This is a genomic window from Streptococcus pseudopneumoniae, from assembly GCF_001070815.1.
GTDB classification, from domain to species: Bacteria; Bacillota; Bacilli; order Lactobacillales; family Streptococcaceae; genus Streptococcus; species Streptococcus pseudopneumoniae_P.
Genome location: NZ_JVLX01000039.1, coordinates 1 through 25,034, shown reverse-complemented (window position 1 = coordinate 25,034; position 25,034 = coordinate 1). Strand labels below are relative to the sequence as shown.

The following is a 25,034-nucleotide window of genomic DNA, read 5'->3' as shown; positions in this document are numbered from 1 at the left end:
TGAGCAACCTGCGGCTAGTTTCCTAGTTTGCTCTTTGATTTTCATTGAGTATAAGACTATGGTATAATAAAAGGAGGAAAAGGATGATTCTCAGACATCCGGGCATTAGCCCGACCAATGACTTGGTCGCTAAGAAAATCTTTAGCAATCCAGAAATCACTTGTCAATTTATCCGCGATATGCTGGACTTGCCAGCAAAAAATGTGACCATTTTGGAGGGAAGCAATATTCACGTATTACCCTCCATGCCTTATTCAGCGCAGGATTTCTATACCAGTATAGACGTCTTGGCGGAGTTGGATAATGGAACTCAAGTAATCATTGAGATTCAGGTGCATCATCAGAATTTTTTCATCAATCGCCTGTGGGCTTACTTGTGCAGTCAGGTCAATCAAAATCTAGAAAAAATTCGCCAACGAGAAGGTAATACACACCAGAGTTACAAACACATCGCACCAGTATACGCTATCGCAATTGTGGATAGCAATTATTTCTCAGATGACCTGGCTTTTCATAGCTTTAGTATGCGAGAGGACACGACAGGTGAGGTCTTAACCATCACAAACAATGGACAAGAAAACCATCTGGTCAAGATGGCATTCTTGGAATTAAAGAAATACAGAGAAACCAGCAAAGACGAGGTTCGCAAACCGTGGTTGGAGTTTTTCGGAAATAAGCCCTTTACCCAAAACCCCCAGCGAGCCATTAGCCAAGCAGACCAACTGCTAGACTACAAGAGCTGGTCCGAGGAGGACAGGAAAATGTTTAGTCAACTACGTATGCGAGAAGAACAAGCCTTGTTAGCACAGGACTATGCCTTGGAAACAGCTAGGGCGGAAGGTGGTTTTGTTATGTTAGCAAATCTAGTCCGCCAAGGTCTTCTGACATCTGAGGTAGCTAGCCAGCAATTAGGCATGACCGTTGCTGAATTTGAGTCGCTATTGCAAGAGCATCATAAATAAGAACTAAAAAAATACAGAGAAACCAGCAAAGACGAGGTTCGCAAACCGTGGTTGGAGTTTTTCGGGAATAAACCCTTTACTCAAGAACCCGAGCGAGCCATAAGCCAAGCAGACCAACTGCTAGACTACAAGAGCTGGTCTGAGGAGGACAGGAAAATGTTTAGTCAACTACGTATGCGTGAAGAACAAGCGTTATTGGCTCAGGATTATGCCTTGGAAACTGCTAGGGCAGAGGGGCTGGAACAAGGTATTGAACAAGGTTTAGAGCGTGGGAAATTCTTTGCCTTCTTAGATATGGTTCGTCAAGGTCTTCTGACTTCCGAGGTTGCCAGCCAGCAGTTGGGCATGACGGTCGCTGAGTTTGAGGCTTTGCTATAAGGTCACATTTTAAATAGTAGAAAGTTGATGAAATGGCAAGTTCTTATCAAAAAACTTGCCATTTTTACTTGACATTTAGAAGTGTTTATAAGATAATACCATAGACGTGAGTTCTGTCCAACTGTCTATGTGGATTAGATATGAATGATTTTACTCAAGGATGATAAGTTTGTGAGATTTTCACTTGAAAAATGCAGTATTTGACGGGTATTTTTTCTCACAAAAATGTTTTTTTCACCTTTTTTTCTAAAAATGGGTAAAAACTTTAAAAACTAGAAGAAAACCCTTGACAAATCCTGCAAATATTTATATACTGTATGGTAGTAAGATAGTCTTACGAAAAATATATAATGAAAAATAAAGGAGATAAAACGATGAAAAAAGTTTTATTGACAAGCGCAGTCGCTCTTGCAGCATTTGGTGCTGTTCAAGCTGTTTCAGCTAACACTGTAACTCTTAAACCTGGTATGGTAGATCCAACAACAGGTAAACTAGTGACAGACGCAGGTTCGAACAATGGGCAAAATACTGCTACAGATAAAGATGTATTTCAAAATGGTAAATTAGTAAATAACTTACCTGGATACAGCCGTTTTGGTAATTTTGATATTAAAACTGCATCAGTTACTCCAGTTGCTGAAGTAAAAGACAAAGGTGAGCACTATGTTCGTGTAAACGTTGTAGATGCTAAAGGAAACCCAATCCCAGGTGTAGCTATTGATTTTGCAGTTACGACTGATAAAGGTGTTGTATATGTAACAGTTACTACAGATGAAACAGGATCAGCTATCGTTACAAAAACAGCTAAAGTTAAAGCTGATGCAGCTGGAACTGAAGTAGATGCTGAACTCCCAGTAAGTTTCGCTGAAGGAACAGTAGTAAAATATCGTCTAGTTAAATCTCATGCTACAGATGGTAAAGATGTAGAATTTGTAGGTGAATTCAAAGTTTCTGGTGATTTGTATACTAATGCAAATATCGTTATCAATGAAGTTCGTCATACAGATGTGACATTCCAAGGACAATCTGCTACAGGATGGCGTAAAGATGCTAAAGGTCAATGGTCTTACTTGAAAGATGCTAAAGGAACTAAAGCAACTGGTTGGCTTAAAGACAACGGTACTTGGTACTACTTGAACGCTGAAGGCGTAATGCAAACTGGTTGGGTTAAAGACAACGGTACTTGGTACTACCTAGATGGTTCAGGTGCAATGCAAACTGGTTGGAAATATGTAGGTGGTCAATGGTACTACCTAGATGGTTCAGGTGCAATGCAAACTGGTTGGAAATATGTAGGTAGCCACTGGTACTACCTAAGTGGTTCAGGTGCATTACTTGTAAATACAACTACTCCTGACGGTTACACTGTAAACGGAAATGGTGAGTTGGTATAATACCAATATATAAAAAAGACTAGGAGATTCTTCTCCTAGTTTTTTCTTTGGCTCTTTGTCAATACTAGTGATTGGGTCATGAGGAATTGTATTAAATAAAGTGGAGATTGTGACATAAATAGAGGATGCTCTCTACTAGAGATAGTAAAGAGCTTTTTTACCTTTAAATATTTCTACACTTTTTATGTTTTTTATTGCATTAATTATAGAAAAGGAATATAATGAAATAAATTTAATAGGTTAATAAAGGAGGTTTTTCTCATGAAGAAAACGATTACGGGTATTTTGCTAGCAACTTCAGTGCTAGCTATAGCTGCAGTTCAGCCAGTAAGTGCTGCAAGTACAGGAACTAGTGCATCGTCGACAGGTGCTCAATCTACTTCATCATTTAAGGAAATTCATTTTGTGACATTTCAAAATGGTAGACCCGTTGATATCAAAGCAGCTGTTACAGGAGCAGCAACATCTGATACAAGTCATCCAGCTATTGATAACTATATGTATACTACTAGTAGAGTAGAAGATGGTATTCTTTACCATATGTATGCGCCTACTAGTACTTCAGGTAATACAAGCAACGCCTCTCAAATAAACCCATATCGTAGAGATAATAATCAAAATAATGGTAGTGCTAATAATGGGGGAAGTAGTAACCAAACTAACGGAACTAATGCCAACCAAAACAATAGTGCCACTACTAACAATAGTACAAGTAGTGGTCAGTTTAAAGCAGAGGGTGGAAAAGTCTACTATATCAAGGATGGCAAAAAAGTTACTGGTTGGCAAAAGATTAATGGTAAGACATACTACTTTGAAACTGATGGAGTAATGAAAAAAGGCTTACTAACCTTAGGGGATAAACAATACTATCTGAATGAAAAAGATGGATTCAAACAGTTAGGATTGGTAAAAGTTGCTGATAAGACCTATTATTTCGTTGAAAATGGTGAGAAGAAAACTGGATTTATCAAAATAGATGAAAAAACATATTATCTAAAAGATGGTGTTCTGACACCCAATATTGTTGTGATTGATGGTAAAAAATTCTTTATTGATAATGAAGGGAACCGATCAGTTGGATGGAAGAAAATTGACGGTGACTGGTATTATTTCTCTAAAGAAGATGGAATGAAGACGGGTTGGCTGAAAGATGGTTCATGGTATTACTTGGATGAAACAGGTGTGATGAGAACTGGTTGGAAACAAGTTGATGGCAATTGGTACTATCTCAATGATTTAGGTGCCATGCAAACTGGCTGGAAATTTATAAATGGTAGTTGGTACCATTTTGATGGTTTAGGTAAGATGAGTACTAGATGGATAAAAGAAAATGATACATGGTATTATCTTGATGGCTCAGGTGCTATGCAAACCGGCTGGTTGAAACAAGGTGGTACATGGTATTATCTTGATGGCTCAGGTGCTATGAAGACTGGCTGGGCTAAAGTTGGTGGTACATGGTATTACCTTAAAGGCTCAGGTGCTATGGTAACTGGTTGGTTCCAAGTAGGTGATAAATGGTACTATGCTTATAGTTCAGGAGCTCTTGCTGTCAGCACTACAATCAATGGTTACACAGTAAATGCCAACGGTGAGTGGGTTTAAAAGTGTAAAATTTACCATAGAAAATGTAAATAATTAAAAGAAAACAAAAAGAAAGTTTATAAAATAGGCTTTCTTTTTTCTATTATGAGAGGTGTATTTGAAAATTAACATAAGTATATAATTGTACAAATAAAATAACTTATTCCTTGATTATATTTTTAGAAAGAGTTATAATAAACCCAAATATAATTCTAAAAAAGGGGTTTCACAAATGGATAAAAAGAAAATGATTTTAACTAGCTTGGCTAGTGTGGCTGTATTGGGAGCAGCATTTGCAGCATCTCAACCATCAGTCGTGAAAGCTGATGATTCTTCCAATGCAACTACTGCTTCAGCTCAACCAGCTGGCACAACTGATACATCAGCAACTAATTCAAATAGCACAACTAACCCTGCTGGAAATTCTGAGACAACAGAGCAACCAGCGGCTACTCAGCCAGCAGAAACTGGAGCTACTGACACTTCTAAATCAGAAGTTACAAGTCCAGAGATTAAACAAGCTGAAGATGATGCTAAAAAAGCTGAAGAAACAGTTACTGAAGCTCAAGCAAAAGTAGACACAACTACTACTGCAGCTAACGAAGCAAACACTAAACTAGAAGCTGAGACAAAAGAAGCTGCTGACGCTAATGCTGCAAAAACTAAAGCTGAAGAAGCTAAAAAAACTGCAGATGATGAATTAGCAGCTGCTAAACAAAAAGCTGCTGAAGCTGACGCTAAAGCTAAAGAAGAAGCTAAAAAAGAAGAAGATGCTAAGAAAGAAGAAGCTGATTCTAAAGATGCTCTATCAAAAGCTTTAGATCAATTAGAAGAATCAATCGCAAATGATCCAAAAATTACTAATAAAGAAGCTGCTAAAAAAGCTGCTAAAGAATTAGTTGACAAAGAAGGATTATTAAAAGCTATTGAATCTGGTGATTTAAAAGCTGGTGATATTCTTAAAGAATTAGAAAACGACAGTAATACTGCTGGTAATACATCAACAACTCCAGCTGAAGCTAAATCTAAAGATCAACTTCCAGAAGACGTTAAAGCTGGAATCGAAAAAGCTGAAAAAGCAGATGCTGCTCGTCCAGCATCAGAAAAACTTCAAGATAAAGCTGATGATTTAGGTGAAAATGTTGATGCGCTTAAAGAAGATGCTGATGCATTAAAAGCTGAAGAAGATAAAAAAGCGGAAGCTCTTAAAAAACAAGAAGATACATTAAAAGAAGCCAAAGAAGCATTAAAATCAGCTCAAGATAATGGTTCTGATGTTGAAATCGTTGCTTCATTAGATAAAGCTGTTAAAGCTATCGAAAAAGCTAAAGATGCTGCACAAGATGCATTCGATAAAGCTGCTTCTGATACTCAAGCTTACGCTGAAGAACTTAACAAACTTACTGATGAGTACAACAAAACTCTAGAAGAAGTAAAAGCTGCTAAAGAAAAAGAAGCTAGCGAACCAGCTAAGCCAAAAGAAGAAGAACCAGCTAAACCAGCAGAAAAAACAGAAGCTGAAAAAGCTGCTGAAGCCAAAGCAGAAGCGGATGCTAAGGTTGCTGAATTAGAGAAAAAAGTTGCTGAAGAAGCTAAAAAAGTTAAAGAAGCTACAGCTAAAGCTACTAAAGAAGCTGAAGATGTAAAAGCTGCACAAACTAAAAAAGAAGAAGCAGATAAAGCTAAAACTGAAGCAGAAACTGAATTAGCTACAGCTAAAGCAGAAGCTGAAAAAGCAAAAGCTAAAGTTGAAGAACTTAAAAAAGAAGAAAAAGATAACTTAGAAGCTCTTAAATCTGCTTTAGATCAACTTGAAAAAGAAATTGATGCTGATGCTAAAATTACAAATAAAGACGAAGCTAAAGCTGCAATCGGTAAAGATGCTTTATTAAAAGCTATCGAAGATGGTGTCATCACTGCTACACAAGCTGCTAAAGAATTAGAAGATCAAAATACAACTGCTGAAGCAACTAAAGATCAAGACCCTCAAGCAGACGAAATCGGTGCTACAAAACAAGAAGGTAAAGCTCTTTCTGAGCTTCCAGCTGCTGATAAAGAAAAATTAGATGCAGCTTATAACAAAGAAGCTTCTAAACCAATCGTAAAAAAACTTCAAGACATCGCTGATGATTTAGCTGAAAAGATTGAAAAATTAACTAAAGTAGCTGACAAAGATAAAGCTGATGCTACTGAAAAAGCAAAAGCAGTAGAAGAAAAAAATGCGGCATTAGATAAACAAAAAGAAACTTTAGAAAAAGCTAAAACTGCACTTGCAACAGCTAAGAAAAACAATGCTGAACAATCTATCCAAGATGGATTACAAGATGCTGTAACTAGATTAGAAGCTGCTGTTGCTTCTGCTAAAACTGCTGCAGATGAAGCTCAAGCTAAATTCGACGAAGTTAACGAAGTAGTGAAAGCTTACAAAGATGCAATCGATGAACTAACTGATGATTACAACGCAACTTTAGGTTATATCGAAAACTTAAAAGAAGTTCCTAAAGGTGAAGCACCAAAAGACTTCGCAGGTGGAGTAAATGATGATGAAGCAACTACTGAGCCTGCTAAGGAAGCGGATGAGGTTCCAACGGTTCCTAATGCTCCAGAATTCAATGGTGGGGTAAATCCTGCTGACGCTCCTACAGCTGAAGAAAAACCTGAATTCACAGGTGGAGTAAACGATGAAGAAGCGCCTACAACACCAGCAACTCCAGAGTTCAATAGTGGTGTAAATGATGATAATGCTCCTACTCAACCTAATAATCCTGAATTCAACGGAGGAGTAAATGATACAACACCTCCTACTGAACCTAATAAACCAGAGGGAGAAGCTCCAAAACCATCTAAACCTGAAACTTCAAACGGAGATGCACTTGTACAACCAGAACTTCCAGAATTCAATGGTGGAGTGAATGATACAACACCTCCAACTCCTGCAAAACCTGAAGGAGAAACTCCAAAACCAACTAAACCAGAAGCTTCAAACGGAGATGCACTTGTACAACCAGAACTTCCAGCATTCAAAGGCGGAGTTAACGCTGTTGAAGCTGCTGTTAATGAAGTTCCAGAGTTTGGTGTTAATAACCCTGAAATCAAAAAAATCTTAGACGAAATCTCTAAAGTAAAAGAGCAAATCAAAGACAGCGAAGAAAATGAAGGTGTTGAAGATTATTATAAAGATGGATTAAAAGATCGTCTAGCTGATTTAGAAGATGCCTTAAATACTTTAATTAATAATAAAGCTGAGGTTCTATCTGGAAGTAATGATACAGAAGACTTAAAAGTCACACGCTATGTTGATATTGCTACTAACACTGATATTTTGAATGCTGAAGAAGGTCATTTCAAAGGTAAATCAATTGCAGGTTATACTTTTGTGAAATCTGAAGAAAAAGATGGTATTATTACTAACTATTACAAAAAAGTAACTAATCACTATTCTACTCCAAATTCAGATCCAAGACTAACACCAACTCCTGGAAATCCTGTTCCAAATGAATCACAAGCTCCAACACCAGCTCCGGCTACACCAACAGCTGATACACCATCAACTCCTGCGGTTGCACCAACTGTAGCAGGTACTAACAAAGACAATACTTATCAAGCCCCAGCTGCAAAAGCTGAAGATAAGAAAGAACTTCCAAATACTGGTGGTAAAGATAATGTTGCAATTGCATCATTAGGATTCCTTGGATTGCTCCTAGGTGCCCTTCCATTTGTAAAACGCAAAAACTAATTAGTTGAAGATATAAAAGAGAAGGATTTATGACCTTCTCTTTTTGTGATATGGACTATAGTGAGAGTTCTGTTGAAAAGAAGAAAAAAGTGAACAAAACGATGTTTTAGTCTTGTTCACTTTTATGTTGTTTTATAAACTTAGTCTCTATAATATTTGTAGTGGGTAAATCCCCATGGATATTATGGAGCCTATTTTGTTGTAGAAAAAAAGTTCCATAAGATCCATAATGAAAAGCGACCAAACAACTCATTAGAAAAATTCATATGGAACAATTACATTTTATCACAAAATTACTAGACATTAAAGACCCTAATATCCAAATTATAGATATCATCAATAGGGATTCCCACAAAGAAATCATTGCTAAACTGGATTATGAGGCTCCACTTTGCCCTAACTGTGGAATCCAAATGAAGAAATATGACTTTCAAAAACCGTCTAAGATTCCTTACCTTGAAACGACTGGTATGTCTACTAGAATTCTACTTAAAAAGCGTCGTTTCAAGTGCTATCAGTGCTTGAAAATGATGGTCGCTGAAACTCCTCTAGTAAAGAAAAATCATCAAATTTCTCGTGTCGTAAACCCAAAGAAGCTCTTGTAGTCTAGCAGTTGGTCTGCTTGACTGATGGCTCGCTCAGGTTGCTGGGTAAAGGGATTGTTCCTGAAAAACTCCAACCACGGCTTGCGAACCTTATCTTTGCTGGTTTCTTTGTATTTTTTTAATCTTATTTACAATGGTCTTTCAATAGTTCTTCAAACTCAGCGACCGTCATGCCTAATTGCTCACTCGCAAATTCGGAAGTTAAAACATGTTGACGTACTAAATCAAGAAAGGTAAATATTTTCCCACGTTCAAGACCACGCTCTAATCCTTTTTCTTCAGCTTGTTCCAAGGCATAGTTCTGTGCTAACAAGGCTTGTTCTTCTCGCATACGTAGTTGGCTAAACATCTTCCTGTCCTCCTCGGACCAGCTCTTATAGTCTAGCAGTTGATCTGCTTGGCTAATGGCTCGCTCGGGTTGTTGGGTAAAGGGCTTATTGCTAAAAAACTCCAACCACGGCTTGCGAACCTCGTCTTTACTGGTTTCTCTGTATTTTTTTAGTTCTAAGAATGCCATCTTTACTAGATGATTTTCCTGTCCATTGTTTGTAATTGTTAAAGCCTCACCCGTCGAATCCTCGCGCATGCTAAAGCAATGAAAAGCCAAATCATCTGAGAAATAATTGCTATCTACAATGGCGATAGCATATACCGGTGCGATGTGTTTGTAACTCTGGTGTGTATCACCTTCTTGCTGACGAATTTTTTCAAGGTTTTGATTGACCTGACTGCACAGGTAAGCCCACAAACGATTAATGAAAAAATTCTGATGATGAACTTGGATTTCGATAATAACCTGCGTGCCATTGTCCAACTCTGCCAAGACGTCTATACTGGTATAGAAATCCTGCGCCGAGTACGGCAGGGAAGGCAAGACGTGAATGTTACTTCCCTCCAAAATCGTTACATTTTTGGCCGGCAAGTCCAGCATATCGCGGATAAATTGACAAGTGATTTCTGGATTGCTAAAGATTTTCTTAGCAACCAAATCATTGGTTGGGCTGATGCCCGGATGTCTTAGAATCATCCTTTTCCTCCTTTTATTATATCACAGTTTTAAATCTAGGTTTACTAGATTTACTGCTACTATCTATTTATTCGGAAAAAGGATGAAAAATACTCGGTCTGGCTCTTCCCAATGGTATTTTTTGGTGCTTTCCTTTATAATGGGTGTATGGATAAGAAAAAATTATTATTGATTGATGGGTCTTCTGTTGCTTTTCGGGCGTTTTTTGCGCTCTATCAGCAGTTGGACCGTTTTAAGAATGCGGCTGGTTTGCATACCAATGCGATTTATGGCTTTCAGTTGATGTTGAGCCATTTATTGGAGCGGGTTGAGCCTAGTCATATTTTGGTGGCTTTTGATGCGGGAAAGACAACCTTCCGGACAGAGATGTATGCGGACTATAAGGGTGGCCGGGCTAAGACTCCGGATGAGTTTCGTGAGCAATTTCCCTTTATTCGTGAGTTGTTGGATCATATGGGGATTCGTCACTATGAATTGGCTCAGTATGAGGCGGATGACATTATTGGGACACTGGATAAACTAGCAGAGCAGGATGGTTTTGATATTACCATTGTCAGTGGGGACAAGGACTTGATTCAGCTGACGGATGAGCATACGGTGGTTGAGATTTCCAAGAAAGGTGTGGCTGAGTTTGAGGCCTTTACACCAGAATATCTTATGGAAAAGATGGGCATTACACCGACGCAGTTTATCGATCTCAAGGCGCTCATGGGTGATAAGTCGGATAATATCCCTGGGGTGACCAAAATCGGTGAAAAGACGGGCATCAAGCTCTTGCTGGAGCATGGCTCACTCGAGGGGATTTATGAGAATATCGATGGTATGAAGGCTTCTAAGATGAAGGAAAATCTCATCAATGATAAGGAACAGGCCTTTTTGTCTAAAACACTGGCGACCATTGATACCAAGGCACCGATTGAGATTGGTTTGGAGGATTTGGTCTATAGTGGTCCAGATGTGGAAAATCTTGGAAAATTCTACGATGAGATGGGTTTCAAACAGCTCAAACAGGCATTAAATGTATCGTCAGCTGATGTGGCTGAGAGTTTGGATTTTACTATTGTTGACCAAATCAGTCAAGATATGCTGAGTGAAGAGTCTATCTTCCATTTTGAGCTTTTTGGTGAGAATTACCATACAGAGGATTTGGTTGGATTTGCCTGGTCTTGTGGGGAAAAGCTCTATGCTACAGACAAGCTTGAACTTTTGCAAGACCCGATTTTCAAGGACTTTTTAGAAAAAACACCTCTGAGAGTTTATGACTTTAAGAAGGCTAAAGTTCTCTTGCATCGTTTTGGTGTGGATTTGCAGGTGCCTGCTTTTGACAGCCGTTTGGCTAAATACCTCCTTTCGACTGTGGAGGACAATGAAATTGCGACCATTGCGAGTCTTTACGGTCAAACTTATTTAGTTGATGATGAGACCTTCTACGGTAAGGGTGTCAAGAAGGCTCTTCCTGAACGTGAGAAATTCTTGGAACACTTGGCTCGTAAGCTTGCTGTTTTGGTCGAGACAGAGCCTATTTTGCTTGAAAAACTCAGCGAAAATGGGCAATTAGAGCTTCTTTATGATATGGAGCAACCTCTGGCTTTTGTCCTTGCTAAGATGGAAATTGCTGGGATTACGGTCAAGAAAGAGACCTTGCTTGAGATGCAGGCTGAAAATGAGCTTGTCATTGAAAAACTCACTCAGGAGATTTACGAATTGGCTGGTGAGGAGTTTAATATCAACTCGCCTAAGCAGTTGGGCGTGCTTCTCTTTGAGAAATTGGGACTTCCTCTAGAATACACTAAGAAAACTAAGACAGGTTATTCGACCGCGGTGGATGTCTTGGAACGTTTGGCTCCTATTGCGCCAATTGTTAAGAAAATTCTTGACTACCGTCAGATTGCTAAGATTCAATCTACCTATGTAATTGGCTTGCAGGACTGGATTTTAGCTGATGGAAAGATTCACACGCGTTATGTGCAGGATTTGACCCAGACTGGGCGTCTGTCTAGTGTGGATCCAAACTTGCAAAATATTCCTGTGCGTTTGGAGCAGGGCCGTCTCATTCGTAAGGCTTTTGTGCCTGAGTGGGAGGATAGTGTCCTTCTCAGCTCGGACTATTCACAGATTGAATTGCGCGTTTTGGCGCATATCTCTAAGGATGAGCACTTGATTAAGGCCTTTCAAGAGGGGGCAGATATCCATACTTCGACAGCTATGCGGGTCTTTGGCATTGAGCGTCCTGAGGATGTGACTGCAAACGATCGTCGCAATGCCAAGGCTGTTAACTTTGGAGTAGTTTACGGGATTTCAGATTTTGGTTTGTCTAATAATTTGGGCATTAGCCGTAAGGAAGCCAAGGCTTACATTGATACCTACTTTGAACGTTTCCCAGGTATTAAAAACTACATGGATGAAGTGGTGCGTGAGGCGCGTGATAAGGGCTATGTAGAGACCCTCTTCAAGCGTCGTCGTGAGTTGCCAGATATCAATTCGCGTAACTTTAACATTCGTGGTTTTGCGGAGCGAACTGCCATCAACTCGCCTATCCAGGGTTCGGCGGCAGATATTCTCAAGATTGCCATGATTCAGCTGGATAAAGCCTTGGTTGCAGGTGGTTATCAGACTAAGATGCTGTTACAAGTGCACGATGAAATCGTCCTTGAAGTTCCTAAATCTGAATTGGCAGAGATGAAAAAATTGGTCAAACAAACCATGGAAGAAGCCATTCAACTCAGTGTTCCCCTCATCGCAGATGAAAATGAAGGGGCAACCTGGTACGAGGCTAAATAAAAAGGGGGCTAGTCCTCCTTTTTTGTAGTAGAATTATGCAAGCCTTTTCAAAATATGCTATACTGATGAAAAAGGAGGATTTCTATGAGTCAAGAATTTATCAATCCAAGTGATGGCGTGATTCGTCAGTATCTCGCAACGAGTAAAACCCTTGCTGTGGTAGGTTTGTCAGACCGTGAGGAAACAACCAGCAATCGAGTGACCAAGGAAATGCAGGCTCGGGGTTATAAAATCATCCCAGTCAATCCTAAGGATGCAGGTGGAGAAATCTTGGGTGAAAAGGCTTATGCTAGCCTAGCAGAGATTCCTTTTCCTGTAGATATTGTCAATGTTTACCGTCGCAGTGAGTTTTTGCCAGATGTGGCGCGTGATTTTCTCAAGGCTGACGCTAAGATTTTTTGGGCACAGCTAGGACTTGAAAGTCTAGAAGCGGAAGAAATCTTGCGTGCTGGTGGATGTGATGATATCGTGATGAATCGTTGCATCAAGAGAGAACATACACGCTTGATTGAGGAAGCATAAGAAAAAGGTAGCTGATGGGCTACCTTTTGTGTTAGAAAATGCCGATAAGGGTCTGCATACCAAGACTAGTGAGGATGATGGCTATCCAGCAGATGGCTCCGAGAAGAATGGATTTTCCACTGGATTTGACCATAGCGACCAGATTGGTTTTGAGACCGATAGCACTCATGGCCATGACAATAAGGAATTTAGAGAGTTGTTTGAGAGGGGTAAAGAAACTACTGGACACACCTAGAGAGGTGAGTAGTGTAGTGAGGAGAGAGGCAAGGATAAAGTAAAGGATAAAAAGTGGGAAGACTTTTTTCAGTTGTAGGCTTTGCTTGTTTTCTTGTTGGCGACTTTGCCAGTAGGATAGAAAGAGCGTGATAGGGATAATGGCCAAAGTACGTGTGAGTTTAACAATGGTTGCAGACTCGAGGGTATTGCTTTGGTAAAGACTGTCCCAAGCGCTGGCGGCAGCCGTTACAGAGGAAGTGTCGTTGACCGCAGTCCCTGCAAAGAGGGCGAAGCCTTCATTGGATAGATGAAGCCAGGTGCCGAGGGTTGGAAAGATGAGCGCAGCCAAGACATTGAAGAAAAAGATAACGGAAATGGCTTGGGCTACTTCCTTTTCCTTAGCATCAATAACAGGCGCTGTCGCCGCAATGGCAGAACCCCCACAGATGGAAGAACCTACTCCAACCAAGGTAGCCAGTTTTGTATCCAGTGCAAAGAAGCGCTGGAAGAAGTAGGCAATAATCAGAGCTATTGAGATAGTGGACAGGATGACAGGGAGCGAAGATTGGCCAACTGCGAAGACCTGCGAGATATTGAGACCAAAACCAAGCAAGACAACGGCATATTGGAGCAATTTTTTAGAACTAAAGGTCAACCCAGCATCCAGTTGTTTATAGGACGAGAGAAAGGGATGTAGGAGCATGCCTATGAAAATGGCAAAAACGGGCGCGCCAATAACAGGGAAGAATCCTCCTAAGTACCAAGATACGATAGAAATGAGAAAGCAGGCCAAGATACCTGCTCCATTTTTTGATAGAAATGACATAAAAACCTCCAAGTAGAATCTGTTACCATTATAGACCTTTAAACAGGAAAAGTAAAATAGAAAGTGGAGCTAACAATTATTTGACAAGTAGTGCTAATTATGTAATAATAATCCTACAAGAACTGTAACGAAGTCTTGGCAAAAACAAAAATACCAGAGCTCCACCTCTGGTATTTCTTTTTGTCCAGTTACATTAAAACTAAACTCAGGTTATATTTTTTTGTCGCGCTTATCTAACCACTTTCTGACTATCCACTCAGAAATGACATTACCGGTAATAGTAATCAGTAATGGTGCTAGAATAACTGTAACGAAGATTAGCAAAAACTCACCTCCAAACTAAGTTCGTTAGTGGAGTTGCGACAAATCCATTTTAACATACTTCAATTTGTCATGCTAGCGTTATTCTATCATGTATTTTTGCGGTCGGGGGGCTTTTGTAGTATAATAGAGATACGTTTTGAAAGTAGGAGGTATCTATGGACTTAACTAAGCGCTTTAATAAACAGTTAGATAAGATTCAAGTTTCGTTGATTCGTCAATTTGACCAGGCTATTTCGGAGATTCCTGGGGTCTTGCGTTTGACCTTGGGGGAGCCTGATTTTACAACGCCAGATCATATCAAGGAGGCGGCCAAGCGAGCGATTGATCAGAACCAATCCTACTATACAGGGATGAGTGGTCTGCTGACTCTACGTAAGGCGGCCAGTGACTTTGTTAAGGAAAAGTACCAACTGGACTATGATCCTGAAAATGAAATCTTGGTTACAATTGGGGCGACAGAGGCTTTATCTGCTACTTTGACGGCTATTTTGGAAGAGGGAGACAAGGTACTTTTGCCAGCTCCTGCCTATCCAGGTTATGAACCGATTGTCAATCTAGTTGGGGCAGAGATTGTCGAGATTGACACAACTGAAAATGGTTTTGTCTTGACTCCTGAAATGTTGGAGAAGGCCATTTTGGAGCAGGGTGACAAGCTCAAGGCGGTTATTCTCAACTATCCAGCCAATCCGACAGGAATTACCTACAGTCGGGAACAATTGGAGGCCTTGGCAGCTGTTTTACGCAAGTATGAGATTTTTGTTGTCTGTGATGAGGTTTACTCAGAATTGACCTACACAGGCGAAGCCCATGTGTCTCTGGGAACCATGTTGAGAGATCAGGCTATTATTATCAATGGTCTATCTAAATCGCATGCCATGACAGGTTGGCGTTTGGGTCTGATTTTTGCTCCTGCAGCCTTTACAGCTCAGTTGATTAAGAGTCACCAGTACTTGGTTACTGCCGCAAATACTATGGCTCAACATGCTGCGGTGGAGGCCTTGACGGCTGGTAAAAATGATGCGGAGCCTATGAAAAAGGAATACATCCAGCGTCGGGACTATATTATCGAGAAAATGACTGCTCTTGGTTTTGAGATTATTAAACCAGACGGTGCCTTCTATATCTTTGCTAAGATTCCAGCGGGCTACAATCAAGACTCCTTTGCCTTTCTAAAGGATTTTGCTCAGAAGAAGGCCGTTGCCTTTATCCCTGGTGCTGCCTTTGGGCGTTACGGAGAAGGCTATGTGCGTCTGTCTTATGCAGCGAGTATGGAGACTATCAAAGAAGCCATGAAACGACTTGAGGAGTATATGAGAGAAGCATGATTCAGTCTATCACGAGTCAAGGCTTGGTGCTCTACAATCGTAACTTTCGTGAGGATGACAAGCTAGTCAAGATTTTTACAGAACAGGCTGGCAAGCGGATGTTTTTCGTCAAACACGCTGGTCAGTCTAAGCTGGCCCCTGTTATTCAGCCCTTGGTGCTGGCACGATTTCTCTTGCGAATCAATGATGATGGGCTTAGTTACATTGAGGACTATCATGAGGTGATGACTTTTCCCAAGATTAATAGCGATCTCTTTGTCATGGCCTATGCGACCTACGTGGCAGCTCTTGCCGATGCTAGTTTGCAGGACAATCAGCAGGATGCTCCCTTGTTTGCTTTTTTGCAAAAGACTTTGGAATTGATGGAAGCGGGCTTGGATTATCAGGTTTTGACTAATATTTTTGAAATTCAAATCTTGACCCGATTTGGTATTAGTCTCAATTTTAATGAGTGTGTCTTTTGTCATCGGGTCGGTCAGGCTTTTGACTTTTCTTTCAAATATGGAGCCTGCCTCTGTCCAAATCATTATCATGAAGATGAGAGACGTTGCCATCTCAATCCCAATATCCCCTATCTGCTCAATCAATTTCAAGCTATTGATTTTGAGACATTGGAGACCATTTCGCTCAAGCCTGAAATCAAGCAAGAACTACGCCAATTTATGGATCAACTCTACGAAGAGTACGTTGGGATTCACCTAAAATCAAAGAAATTTATTGATTCCCTAGCAGACTGGGGACAATTACTAAAAGAGGAAAAGAAATGAAAAAAATCGCAGTAGATGCCATGGGGGGCGATTACGCACCTCAGGCCATCGTTGAGGGTGTCAATCAAGCCCTAGCTGACTTTTCAGATATCGAGGTTCAACTCTACGGAGATGAAGCTAAAATCAAGCAATATCTGACAGCGACAGAGCGCGTCAGCATTATCCATACGGATGAGAAGATTGATTCAGACGATGAACCTACGAGAGCTATTCGGAAGAAGAAAAATGCCAGTATGGTCTTGGCGGCCAAGGCTGTCAAAGAGGGAGAAGCAGACGCTGTTCTCTCAGCTGGGAATACAGGTGCTTTACTAGCAGCAGGATTTTTCATCGTGGGTCGTATCAAGAACATCGATCGTCCTGGGCTTATGTCGACTTTGCCGACTGTAGATGGGAAGGGGTTTGACATGCTGGACCTCGGTGCTAATGCGGAAAATACAGCCCAGCACCTCCATCAATACGCGGTTCTAGGTTCTTTCTATGCTAAAAATGTCCGTGGCATTGCGCAACCACGTGTTGGCTTACTTAACAATGGAACAGAGAGTAGCAAGGGTGACCCGCTTCGCAAGGAAACCTATGAATTATTAGCGGCTGATGAAAGTTTGAATTTTATCGGAAATGTGGAAGCGCGTGATTTGATGAATGGCGTTGCAGATGTTGTTGTGGCAGATGGTTTCACGGGAAACGCTGTGCTCAAATCCATCGAAGGGACAGCCATGGGAATCATGGGCTTGCTCAAGACAGCTATTACAGATGGTGGTCTTCGAGCGAAACTAGGCGCACTCCTTCTCAAGGATAGCCTTAGAGGTTTGAAAAAACAGCTCAACTACTCAGATGTTGGTGGAGCAGTCTTGTTTGGTGTCAAGGCACCGGTTGTCAAGACTCATGGCTCAAGCGATGCCAAGGCTGTGTATAGTACAATCCGCCAGATTCGTACCATGCTAGAAACAGACGTAGTTGCCCAGACTGCGCGCGAATTTTCAGGAGAATAAAAGAGATGACAGAAAAAGAAATTTTTGACCGTATTGTGACCATTATCCAAGAGCGACAGGGAGAGGACTTTGTCGTGACAGAATCCTTGAGTCTGAAAGACGATTTGGATGCGGACTCAGTTGACTTGATGGAGTTTATCTTGACACTGGAAGATGAATTTAATATCGAAATCAGCGATGAGGAAATTGACCAACTGCAAAGTGTAGGAGATGTGGTTAAGATTATTCAAGGAAAATAGCAATCGGAGTTCCAAGACAACGGAAGTAGATGGTTTTTAGAAATGAGGAATATCGGATATCCTTGTAAAAATGGGAAAAACACGTTATAATGGACTTATTAGAAGAGAAAGGAAGTATACTCGTGGCTACATTTAGTATTACTCGTGATATCACACTCACAAAAGAAGATTTTGAAAAAATTCAAGCCTCTAAATCAACTGATTTGTTGCTTGATATTATCAAAAAGAATACAGATAAACAAGAACAACCTTCCTTACTAGGTCTAGAGAAGCTGGTAAGATAAAGTATGAAATTATATGCCTTACCACTAGGGGATGTCATCAAATTCATACGACAAACCGTTATTACTAGAAATCCTGAATATACTAATGAACGGAGAATACGTCAAAAAGTCCGTGAGAACTTCTCTAAGATTGTTTCTGAGCAAGTGTCGTTTGGTAAAAATGAGGATATGTTAGAGTATCTTAAAAATGATGCAATTACAACAGAGCTGACACATAAATCGAGAAATTTTATTATTATTGATCAAGAGATATCAGGAGAGAGATTTGAGATTTTAGGTTTTTTTACACTAACATTAAAAATTGTTAATGTTCAAGAATTAGATAATGATAGCAAAAAATCTTTTGTTTTAAGTGGGAAAAACGCTAGAAACTTAAATTATATACCAGGACTTTTGATTGCTCAATTTGGAAGAAATTTACACTTTAATAAAATTACTGGTCAGCAAGTTATGGAATTAGTTGTTGACAAAATTCAATTAGCCCAGAGCATTTTAGGGGGTAAAATGGTTTATTTGGATAGTGTCAATGAAGATAAAGTGATTAATTTTTATAAATCGTTTGGTTTTGTTGAATACGGTGAGATTATTAGGGATAATAAGCACCCTGATGTATACTATCAACCAATGGCTCTTGATATGACAAAAGTGATTGTTGAGTAGATATAGGAGTTCCAAGGCACTTGCTTTGGAATTTTTTATTTGGCTTAATACTCTTCGAAAATCTCTTCAAACCACGTCAGCGTCGCCTTACCGTACTCAAGTACAGCCTGCGGCTAGCTTCCTAGTTTGCTCTTTGATTTTCATTGAGTATAAGTGACCGTTTAGGAACAGATTTAGTCTTTCTAGGGACAGTAGAAATCTGAGGAGAAATAAGGGATATAATAGAGTCAGAAAAAATCAATCTCCAAAAAGGAGAAAAAAGAAAGGATTTTCACGATGAAAAAATATCTTTATTCTAGTTTGTTAGTTCTTGCAGGAGGCGTTCTCCTAGCAAATACTACGGTAGCCTATGCTGATTCCCCATCAGCAAGTGAGAAAGAAGCGATTGCTCAATTAGTTAATCAAGGCAAGATAAAAGCTGAAGAAGCTGATCAAGTAAAATTGATTGGTTTTGAAGATAAAGAAACCCAAGCAGAGGGAAATCAAGAGAAGAAAGCTTTCAATCAATATCGTGATCCGAAAGGAACATGGATGCAAACCAATGGTAAATGGTGGTTTAAATACGGTTCAGGTGGTTATGCTAAAAATTGGGAACAATTAGATGGCAAGTGGTACTATTTTGATGACCAAGGATGGATGAAAGAAAATACTTGGATTCAACCTGATGGTAATTATTACTACTTATCTGCTAGTGGTGCTATGGTCACTGGTTATCAACGTGTGAATGGTACACCATACTTCTTTAGAGCCAGTGGTGTATGGGTAGAAAATCGTGGACAGGCACTTGGTGAATATGCCGAGACATTTGTAGGGAAAATCCCATATGTTTGGGGTGGGGCAGATTTGAATAGTGGCGTAGATTGCTCAGGATTTACGATGGCTATTCATGCTAAGTTCGATATTAGTATTCCTAGAGTGACCTATGGTCAAGCAACAGGAGGAAGCTATGTAAGTAATGGTTCTCAACAAGCTGGAGATTTGATTTTGTATAATAGTGAAGAGACAAATGACCATGTAGGTATTTATGTTGGTGGTGGAAAGGTAGTTCATGCTCCGTATCCAGGTCAATATGTTTCTTATATGGATCAATACGGTATTACTCAAAATACAATTCGTAGATATTGGTAATATTGTCTAATCTTTCACAATATTATTGACTTTGATTATGAAAAGTATTAGAATATAGCTAAATAAAGAGGGGAAACCCTCCTATAGTTATTCAATAAAGGAGGAAATGGCTATGAAAAAATCTAAACTACTCACTCTTGGTCTGCTTGTAGGTGCTGGTCTGCTTTTGTCTATCAACCAAGCACAGGCTGCAGATACTTGGGTTAAAAATGGTGCTGACTGGAATCTTTCACAAGATGGCAGTCTAGCTAAGGATAAATGGGTACAAAATGCTGGCTCATGGTATCACTTTGACAGCACTGGTAAAATGCAGACAGGCTGGCTCAAAGACGGCAATACTTGGTATTCTCTAGCAGATAGTGGTGCTATGCGCACAGGCTGGTACAAGGAAGGTAACACATGGTACTCACTAGCTAATAGTGGTGCCATGCGTACAGGTTGGTACAAAGAAGGATCTACTTGGTACTATCTCAAAGACAGTGGCGCTATGGCAACAGGATGGGCGACTCCAAATGGTAAATGGTCTTACTTTGAAAAATCAGGTGCTATGGTCGCAGATAGAGCTGTTCCAGCCAGTGATGGGGAAAGTTATGTCATTGGTAAGGATGGCTATCTAGCAAATAGAAAAGATGCTGGATACAGTATTCATGATATTGTCAAACTTGGAGATGGGCAAGAATATTTGCTAAATGCTAAAGGTGACGATGTTATTATTGAAAAAAATGCTTGGTATATCAGACCAGAGTTCAAGAAGTTTTCTAATAAATATGGGGATGAGGTTGCAAATACTACCTTAGCTCTAGTGGATAATAAAGAAGAAGGACAAGAAATTGATCCTAAGTCAGTTGTACAGAACTTCCAAAACTTACCAAATCGCTACTACTTTGATGAAAATGGACATCGTGTGGTTAATATCCCAGCAATGACAACCTATTCAGAGATTAAAAAAGTTGGCAATGATGTCTATTTAGAAAATCCAGGTGCACGACTTCGTCTTGGAGCTACCCACTTTACAATCAATAACAATAAACTATACTATTTAGAAAATGAGCAAGGTAAGCTCAAAACAGGTTACTTTGTATTAATTGATGATGGTATGGCTACAACCCACTATCACTTCCTAGCCTATGCGGATCAATCTGGTGAAATTCTTAAGATGAAACGCTTGCCATCAGGAGTTTCAGATTATCTTGATAAAGAAATTGATGGTTTATATGGTGAAAAAATTAAGATTGAATCTCCACACTCAAACGAATATTATAAAGTGGTCGTGGTTAAATAAAAATAACATCTTCACAACTAATTGTTAACACTCTAACCAATATACCATTTTCAGGAGGCTTTAGATTTCTTGTATTTTAAAAGGAAACTAAAGCCTTTTGTAGATGGAACAGGGGATAGAGTTATCTATGAAATAATGAAAAGGAGTCTGTCATGGAAATGAAAAATACATTTGTAGAATTAGAACAATTTGAAGAGTTAACTCCAGAGGTTTTGGAGGAAGTGAATGGTGGAGGGATTTTTGAAGATATTTACCATTGGCTACATCTACGCCCAGAGCCAAGATAGTATTTTGATTAAAATGTGTTAACTAAACAGATTTATGATTATATTTCTTGAATTTTTATGTTTCATATTGATTTTAATCAATATACTAGCTCCTCCGATTTATCTGGGTGGTCAACTATCTAAATCATTTTATGACAAACGTTCTATATTTCTTTTGGTAGTTTTACATCTAGCTGCTACCTTCGTTTTTCCGAGTTTCTCTCATATTGCTAATTTATTATTCTTTTATATAATATTTTTGATTGTGTTAAAGAAAAAGAAGAAGGAAGCTCTCTTTCTTGCCCTCTATCTATTTGTGTTTTATCAAAGTATTCGATATTTGATTTTGACATTTATAATACGATTGATATTTGACTACTCTGAACTATCTGATTTTTTACACAGTGGATTTAATTCTGTATTTAGTTTGATTTCGTTGTTTTTGTCTGTTGTCATTTTAAGACGATGGGGAATTGATTTCAATATATTATTTTTAGATAAATTTCAATCGTTAGTGATGAAAAGTATGTGGATTTTATTCTTATTGTTTGGTTTCAGACTGTTTTCATCCATCATGTCTGGGGGATGTAATCCTTTCTACGTTCGTTTTGATACGACCATTTCTCTCCTGATTTTCATTCTCTTTTTCTCTTGGCTCTTTTACATTAAGCATTTGGAGCAGGTTTATCGTGATGAGCAGACCATTCAGAGACAGGAAGATGAAAATCGTTCCTTGCAAGGGATGGTGGACAAGCTGGGTCATCTCTATGATGAGGTTCGAGGTTTTCGTCATGATTTTGCAGGAATTGTCGCTAGTATGGAGCCTGCTATAGCTAATCAAGATATGGCTGAGGTGTCTACCATTTATCAAGATGTCTTTCTAAAGACCAATGAAAAGCTGAGAAAGGCGGATTACACAGCCTTTAATCTTCATAATATCCATGATATAGCTATTCGCAATACCTTGGCAAAAGCCATGATTGTGGCAGATAATCAGGGAATTCATTTTAGTTTGGAGACGGTGGGGGTCGTAGAAGAGCTGGCATTACCTATGTTGGAGGCTATCCGTATCCTTTCTATCCTCACGACAAATGCTTTAGAAGCAGCGAATGAGGCGGAAAATCCGCAGATTCGGGTTGCTTTGTTGGCAGGTGATAGGAGTGTCCGTTTTATCATTGAAAACACTCGTAAGAAAGAAGAACTGAATCCCAGCATTCTCAGTCAAAAGGGTTACTCTACCAAGGGTAACCATAGTGGACTGGGCTTAGCAACCTTGGAGGATATGGTTTTTCATTATGATTTGAACTTAGATACCCAGCTAGGAGAAACGACCTTTAGACAAGATTTAGAATTGCCATTTAAGGATGAGAAACGAGGGGGAGAGGAATGAGAATTTTAGTTTTGGAAGACGATAGAGTCCAGCAAGGACGGATAGAGCAGACTTTGCTGGATATCGGTCGCTCTCGCAATTTAAGATTGGAAATTGATATTGCCAAAAACTATGGGGATGTTGAAAAGTATTCTCAGTATTTTGATCATTATCAGCTCTATTTATTAGATTTAGAGATTGATGGAGAGCGTGAACGGGGTTTTCAGGTTGCTCAACAGGTTCGGGAGCGGGATCCTTTTACAAGCATTGTCTTTGTGTCCACGCACTCGGAGGCCTTGCCTCTAGCTTTTCGCTATCACTTGTCTGCCTTGGATTTTATTTCTAAGGATCAACCAGAGGAAGATTACCGTCATCAGCTGGAGCGCTGTCTGGACTATGTACTGGCAGTGGACAAGAGGGAAAATATGCGTCTCTTCACCTATAGTTTTGAGGGAAGACGGGGCTTTACTCTGCCCTACCATGAGATTTTAGCCTTTGAAACCTCAGTGGAATCCCACCGTATCAAGGTCTATTATGCCAATCACTCTATCAAGACCATTTATGGCAGTCTCAAGGATATCGCTGCCAAGGCTGAAAAAGATTACTTTGTCTATGCCAATCGCAATACTTTAGTCAGTTTACAGGCAATTGAAGAGATGACTGCCACAGAAGTGACCTTGTTAGAAGGCTTGCATTTCCCCGTATCACGAACAGCCAGAAGAACCCTTAAAAAACATCTCAATGTCTAATATCTGTTAGACTTGGATGAGTTTATCAATAAGAATGTCGGAAAATTTTCTGATATTCTTATTTTTTTGACTTCTTTTTCGAATAGATAGGTAAGAGGAAAAAGGAAAGGAGCCTAGTTCATGTTTATATCAATGTTCTACCCATGGTTCACTGAGTTATTTTTTAAATAAAATTTAATTTAGTTGTGTATTTTCGGATTATTTTTCGAATAAATAAGTGAGAAGAAAAAGAAAGGAATAAAATAATGAAAGAACATTACTATGGATTTGTTGAGCTAACGTCGGAAGAATTGACCGATATTCAAGGTGGAGAAAATTGGACGAAGACCCTTGCAGATTGGTACATTGGATTTCGTAGAGGTTTAGGTTTTTAGGAGGATAAGCGATGAATGAAATGACTAACGAGTATACTATTGAAGTACTAAAGGAAAGCGACTTAGCTTTGCTGGTGGGTGGTAGCAAGGAAAGTTATCAAGGGGGTCTAATTACAGGTCTATTGTTACGTAGTGTATTTATTGGAACCCCATTTTTTAGAAGATAAGATTTAGAAAAAATAGAACAAGAGGAGAAAAGGATGACAAATTTTGACAAAATGGAACAGAACTTTGTAGCTCTTACAGAAGAAGAGTTGATGAATGTGGATGGAGGAATTATTCCGATAGCAGTAGCAGCTAGTATTATTGCAGGTTCAGCATTTGCAGGTTTGAGTGCAGGTGTAGCTATTGGAATTAGTCGAAACAAGAGATAAAGAGAGAATAAATGAAGCTTTCAAACGAATGTGCGGCTATTATTATATCAGCCTCAGGAATAGTGGGTTTATTAGTAGGAGTAGCTATTGGATTAGCTAGTATTATTTAAAAAGGAGTATATCATGCAAAATTTGAATCAATTTGAAATCGTAAAGCAAAATGAATTAGAGCAAGTACAAGGCGGAGTGGGTTTATTGATTGTTATCGGAGGCTCATTACTTGCTGCAGGTGGAGCTGGGGTAGCTGGTTATTGGTTATCTCGTACGTTTGGTTAATATATTTAAAGGAGTAGGTGGGATATGAAAAAATTAGAAGAAAAATTTGAGATCATGGCAGAAGCAGATTTGGCTCTTACTGAGGGAGGCATCGTTGTTACTGCTTCTACAGCTATCGCTTGGGGTGTTTTAGGAGTCGTTACCTATATGTACGGTCGTCATCTAGGAAGCAGACGTTAAATTTAATAATTTGATACAAAGGATGTAAGAAAAACTATGAATCGTAATTTAGAACAGTGTTATCTATTCTGACTATGAATAGATCATACCAAAGGTGGCTTAGAAATAGCAGGGACATTAAAAATTGAAGTAACTTTAAATAGGATGTCGTAAAGTTTACTATCAATGGTTTATTTGTTCCAAGCTTGCCTAGGGTGTCAGTAAAAAATCAATTTCCTTTCATACCATATTTTTAGTAGGCATGACGTTTGTTCTGCCTATTTTTTTATCCTAAAAGTGCATTTGGGAGGGAGATAGGCGCATTTGGGGAGGAAGTCCAGTTTTTATTTGGGGATTGGGGTAAGATAGTTGTTATCAGATGAGTTTATACTCTTCGAAAATCAAATTCAAACCACGTCAACGTCGCCTTGCCGTATA

25 protein-coding genes and 1 pseudogene are annotated in these 25,034 nt (G+C 39.4%); 24 read left to right on the top strand and 2 right to left on the bottom strand.

Features of this window, described 5'->3' with window-relative positions; translation table 11 throughout:
* Positions 1–83: 83 nt before the first annotated feature.
* The 6 genes and pseudogenes from ADG81_RS04835 to ADG81_RS04810 form a co-directional block, all read left to right on the top strand.
* Complete coding sequence (locus tag ADG81_RS04835) at positions 84–962, top strand: Rpn family recombination-promoting nuclease/putative transposase (protein ID WP_049551067.1); 879 nt, start codon at positions 84–86, stop codon at positions 960–962.
* Between the two features lie 156 nt (positions 963–1,118).
* On the top strand, positions 1,119–1,340 hold the full coding sequence (locus ADG81_RS10185) for a hypothetical protein (RefSeq protein ID WP_049551066.1): 222 nt from the start codon (positions 1,119–1,121) through the stop codon (positions 1,338–1,340).
* A 374-nt stretch (positions 1,341–1,714) separates the two neighbouring features.
* Positions 1,715–2,734, top strand: coding sequence for an Ig-like domain-containing protein (locus tag ADG81_RS10120; protein ID WP_000757036.1), 1,020 nt, complete (start codon positions 1,715–1,717; stop codon positions 2,732–2,734).
* Between the two features lie 261 nt (positions 2,735–2,995).
* Positions 2,996–4,339, top strand: a complete 1,344-nt coding sequence (locus tag ADG81_RS04820; RefSeq protein ID WP_000751342.1) for an N-acetylmuramoyl-L-alanine amidase family protein — start codon at positions 2,996–2,998, stop codon at positions 4,337–4,339.
* Between the two features lie 211 nt (positions 4,340–4,550).
* Positions 4,551–8,054: an SIALI-17 repeat-containing surface protein gene (locus ADG81_RS04815; protein ID WP_049551065.1), complete on the top strand. Its 3,504-nt coding sequence runs from the start codon at positions 4,551–4,553 to the stop codon at positions 8,052–8,054.
* A gap of 266 nt (positions 8,055–8,320) precedes the next feature.
* Positions 8,321–8,647 (top strand): annotated as a pseudogene (locus ADG81_RS04810) (transposase family protein); the annotation flags it as partial.
* A 136-nt stretch (positions 8,648–8,783) separates the two neighbouring features.
* Here the strand turns inward: ADG81_RS04810 and ADG81_RS04805 are convergent.
* On the bottom strand, positions 8,784–9,686 hold the full coding sequence (locus ADG81_RS04805; RefSeq protein ID WP_000603332.1) for an Rpn family recombination-promoting nuclease/putative transposase: 903 nt from the start codon (positions 9,684–9,686) through the stop codon (positions 8,784–8,786).
* Positions 9,687–9,833: 147 nt separating this feature from the next.
* Between ADG81_RS04805 and polA the strand changes: the two genes are divergently transcribed.
* Positions 9,834–12,467: a DNA polymerase I gene (gene polA / locus ADG81_RS04800; protein ID WP_049551068.1), complete on the top strand. Its 2,634-nt coding sequence runs from the start codon at positions 9,834–9,836 to the stop codon at positions 12,465–12,467.
* A gap of 84 nt (positions 12,468–12,551) precedes the next feature.
* Positions 12,552–12,989, top strand: coding sequence for a CoA-binding protein (locus ADG81_RS04795; RefSeq protein ID WP_049551064.1), 438 nt, complete (start codon positions 12,552–12,554; stop codon positions 12,987–12,989).
* A gap of 31 nt (positions 12,990–13,020) precedes the next feature.
* Here ADG81_RS04795 and ADG81_RS04790 read toward each other — a convergent pair whose 3' ends face one another.
* Entirely contained in the window at positions 13,021–14,031 is a 1,011-nt protein-coding gene (locus ADG81_RS04790; protein WP_049551063.1) for a YeiH family protein, read from the bottom strand.
* 479 nt (positions 14,032–14,510) lie between these two features.
* On the opposite strand from ADG81_RS04790, the gene ADG81_RS04785 reads away from it, so the two are divergent.
* The 16 genes from ADG81_RS04785 to ADG81_RS09905 all read left to right on the top strand — a co-directional run bounded on the left by ADG81_RS04785 (position 14,511) and on the right by ADG81_RS09905 (position 24,617).
* Entirely contained in the window at positions 14,511–15,680 is a 1,170-nt protein-coding gene (locus ADG81_RS04785) for a pyridoxal phosphate-dependent aminotransferase (RefSeq protein ID WP_004257696.1), read from the top strand.
* A complete protein-coding gene (gene recO, locus ADG81_RS04780) occupies positions 15,677–16,447 on the top strand; it encodes a DNA repair protein RecO (protein ID WP_049502344.1) in 771 nt (256 codons plus the stop codon). The genes ADG81_RS04785 and recO overlap by 4 nt, the downstream gene beginning before the upstream one ends.
* Positions 16,444–17,436 (top strand): phosphate acyltransferase PlsX, encoded by a 993-nt coding sequence (plsX, locus tag ADG81_RS04775; RefSeq protein ID WP_049551062.1) that lies wholly within the window; start codon positions 16,444–16,446, stop codon positions 17,434–17,436. The genes recO and plsX overlap by 4 nt, the downstream gene beginning before the upstream one ends.
* Positions 17,437–17,441: 5 nt before the next feature.
* A complete protein-coding gene (locus ADG81_RS04770) occupies positions 17,442–17,675 on the top strand; it encodes an acyl carrier protein (protein ID WP_000136446.1) in 234 nt (77 codons plus the stop codon).
* Between the two features lie 89 nt (positions 17,676–17,764).
* Entirely contained in the window at positions 17,765–17,959 is a 195-nt protein-coding gene (locus tag ADG81_RS09860; RefSeq protein ID WP_102211087.1) for a hypothetical protein, read from the top strand.
* A gap of 3 nt (positions 17,960–17,962) precedes the next feature.
* A complete protein-coding gene (locus tag ADG81_RS04765; protein WP_049551061.1) occupies positions 17,963–18,619 on the top strand; it encodes a hypothetical protein in 657 nt (218 codons plus the stop codon).
* Positions 18,620–18,895: 276 nt separating this feature from the next.
* Positions 18,896–19,747: a C40 family peptidase gene (locus ADG81_RS04760; RefSeq protein ID WP_023947430.1), complete on the top strand. Its 852-nt coding sequence runs from the start codon at positions 18,896–18,898 to the stop codon at positions 19,745–19,747.
* Between the two features lie 112 nt (positions 19,748–19,859).
* Positions 19,860–21,029 (top strand): N-acetylmuramoyl-L-alanine amidase family protein, encoded by a 1,170-nt coding sequence (locus ADG81_RS04755; RefSeq protein WP_049551060.1) that lies wholly within the window; start codon positions 19,860–19,862, stop codon positions 21,027–21,029.
* Between the two features lie 152 nt (positions 21,030–21,181).
* Positions 21,182–21,316 carry a ComC/BlpC family leader-containing pheromone/bacteriocin gene (locus tag ADG81_RS04750; protein WP_049551059.1) on the top strand — a complete coding sequence of 45 codons (135 nt, stop codon included), beginning with the start codon at positions 21,182–21,184 and terminating at the stop codon, positions 21,314–21,316.
* Between the two features lie 496 nt (positions 21,317–21,812).
* Positions 21,813–22,685 carry a GHKL domain-containing protein gene (locus tag ADG81_RS04745; RefSeq protein WP_239668523.1) on the top strand — a complete coding sequence of 291 codons (873 nt, stop codon included), beginning with the start codon at positions 21,813–21,815 and terminating at the stop codon, positions 22,683–22,685.
* Positions 22,682–23,413 (top strand): response regulator transcription factor, encoded by a 732-nt coding sequence (locus ADG81_RS04740; protein WP_001221869.1) that lies wholly within the window; start codon positions 22,682–22,684, stop codon positions 23,411–23,413. Before ADG81_RS04745 ends, ADG81_RS04740 begins: the two co-directional genes overlap by 4 nt.
* A gap of 245 nt (positions 23,414–23,658) precedes the next feature.
* Positions 23,659–23,787 carry a smi_0059.1 family bacteriocin-like peptide gene (locus ADG81_RS04735; RefSeq protein ID WP_000658220.1) on the top strand — a complete coding sequence of 43 codons (129 nt, stop codon included), beginning with the start codon at positions 23,659–23,661 and terminating at the stop codon, positions 23,785–23,787.
* An 11-nt stretch (positions 23,788–23,798) separates the two neighbouring features.
* Positions 23,799–23,954, top strand: a complete 156-nt coding sequence (locus ADG81_RS09910; RefSeq protein WP_001004642.1) for a hypothetical protein — start codon at positions 23,799–23,801, stop codon at positions 23,952–23,954.
* A gap of 33 nt (positions 23,955–23,987) precedes the next feature.
* Positions 23,988–24,161 carry a class IIb bacteriocin, lactobin A/cerein 7B family gene (locus ADG81_RS04725; RefSeq protein WP_000180829.1) on the top strand — a complete coding sequence of 58 codons (174 nt, stop codon included), beginning with the start codon at positions 23,988–23,990 and terminating at the stop codon, positions 24,159–24,161.
* 123 nt (positions 24,162–24,284) lie between these two features.
* Complete coding sequence (locus ADG81_RS09390) at positions 24,285–24,437, top strand: class IIb bacteriocin, lactobin A/cerein 7B family (protein ID WP_001180498.1); 153 nt, start codon at positions 24,285–24,287, stop codon at positions 24,435–24,437.
* A 24-nt stretch (positions 24,438–24,461) separates the two neighbouring features.
* Positions 24,462–24,617 carry a hypothetical protein gene (locus ADG81_RS09905; protein ID WP_162837193.1) on the top strand — a complete coding sequence of 52 codons (156 nt, stop codon included), beginning with the start codon at positions 24,462–24,464 and terminating at the stop codon, positions 24,615–24,617.
* Positions 24,618–25,034: the final 417 nt, after the last annotated feature.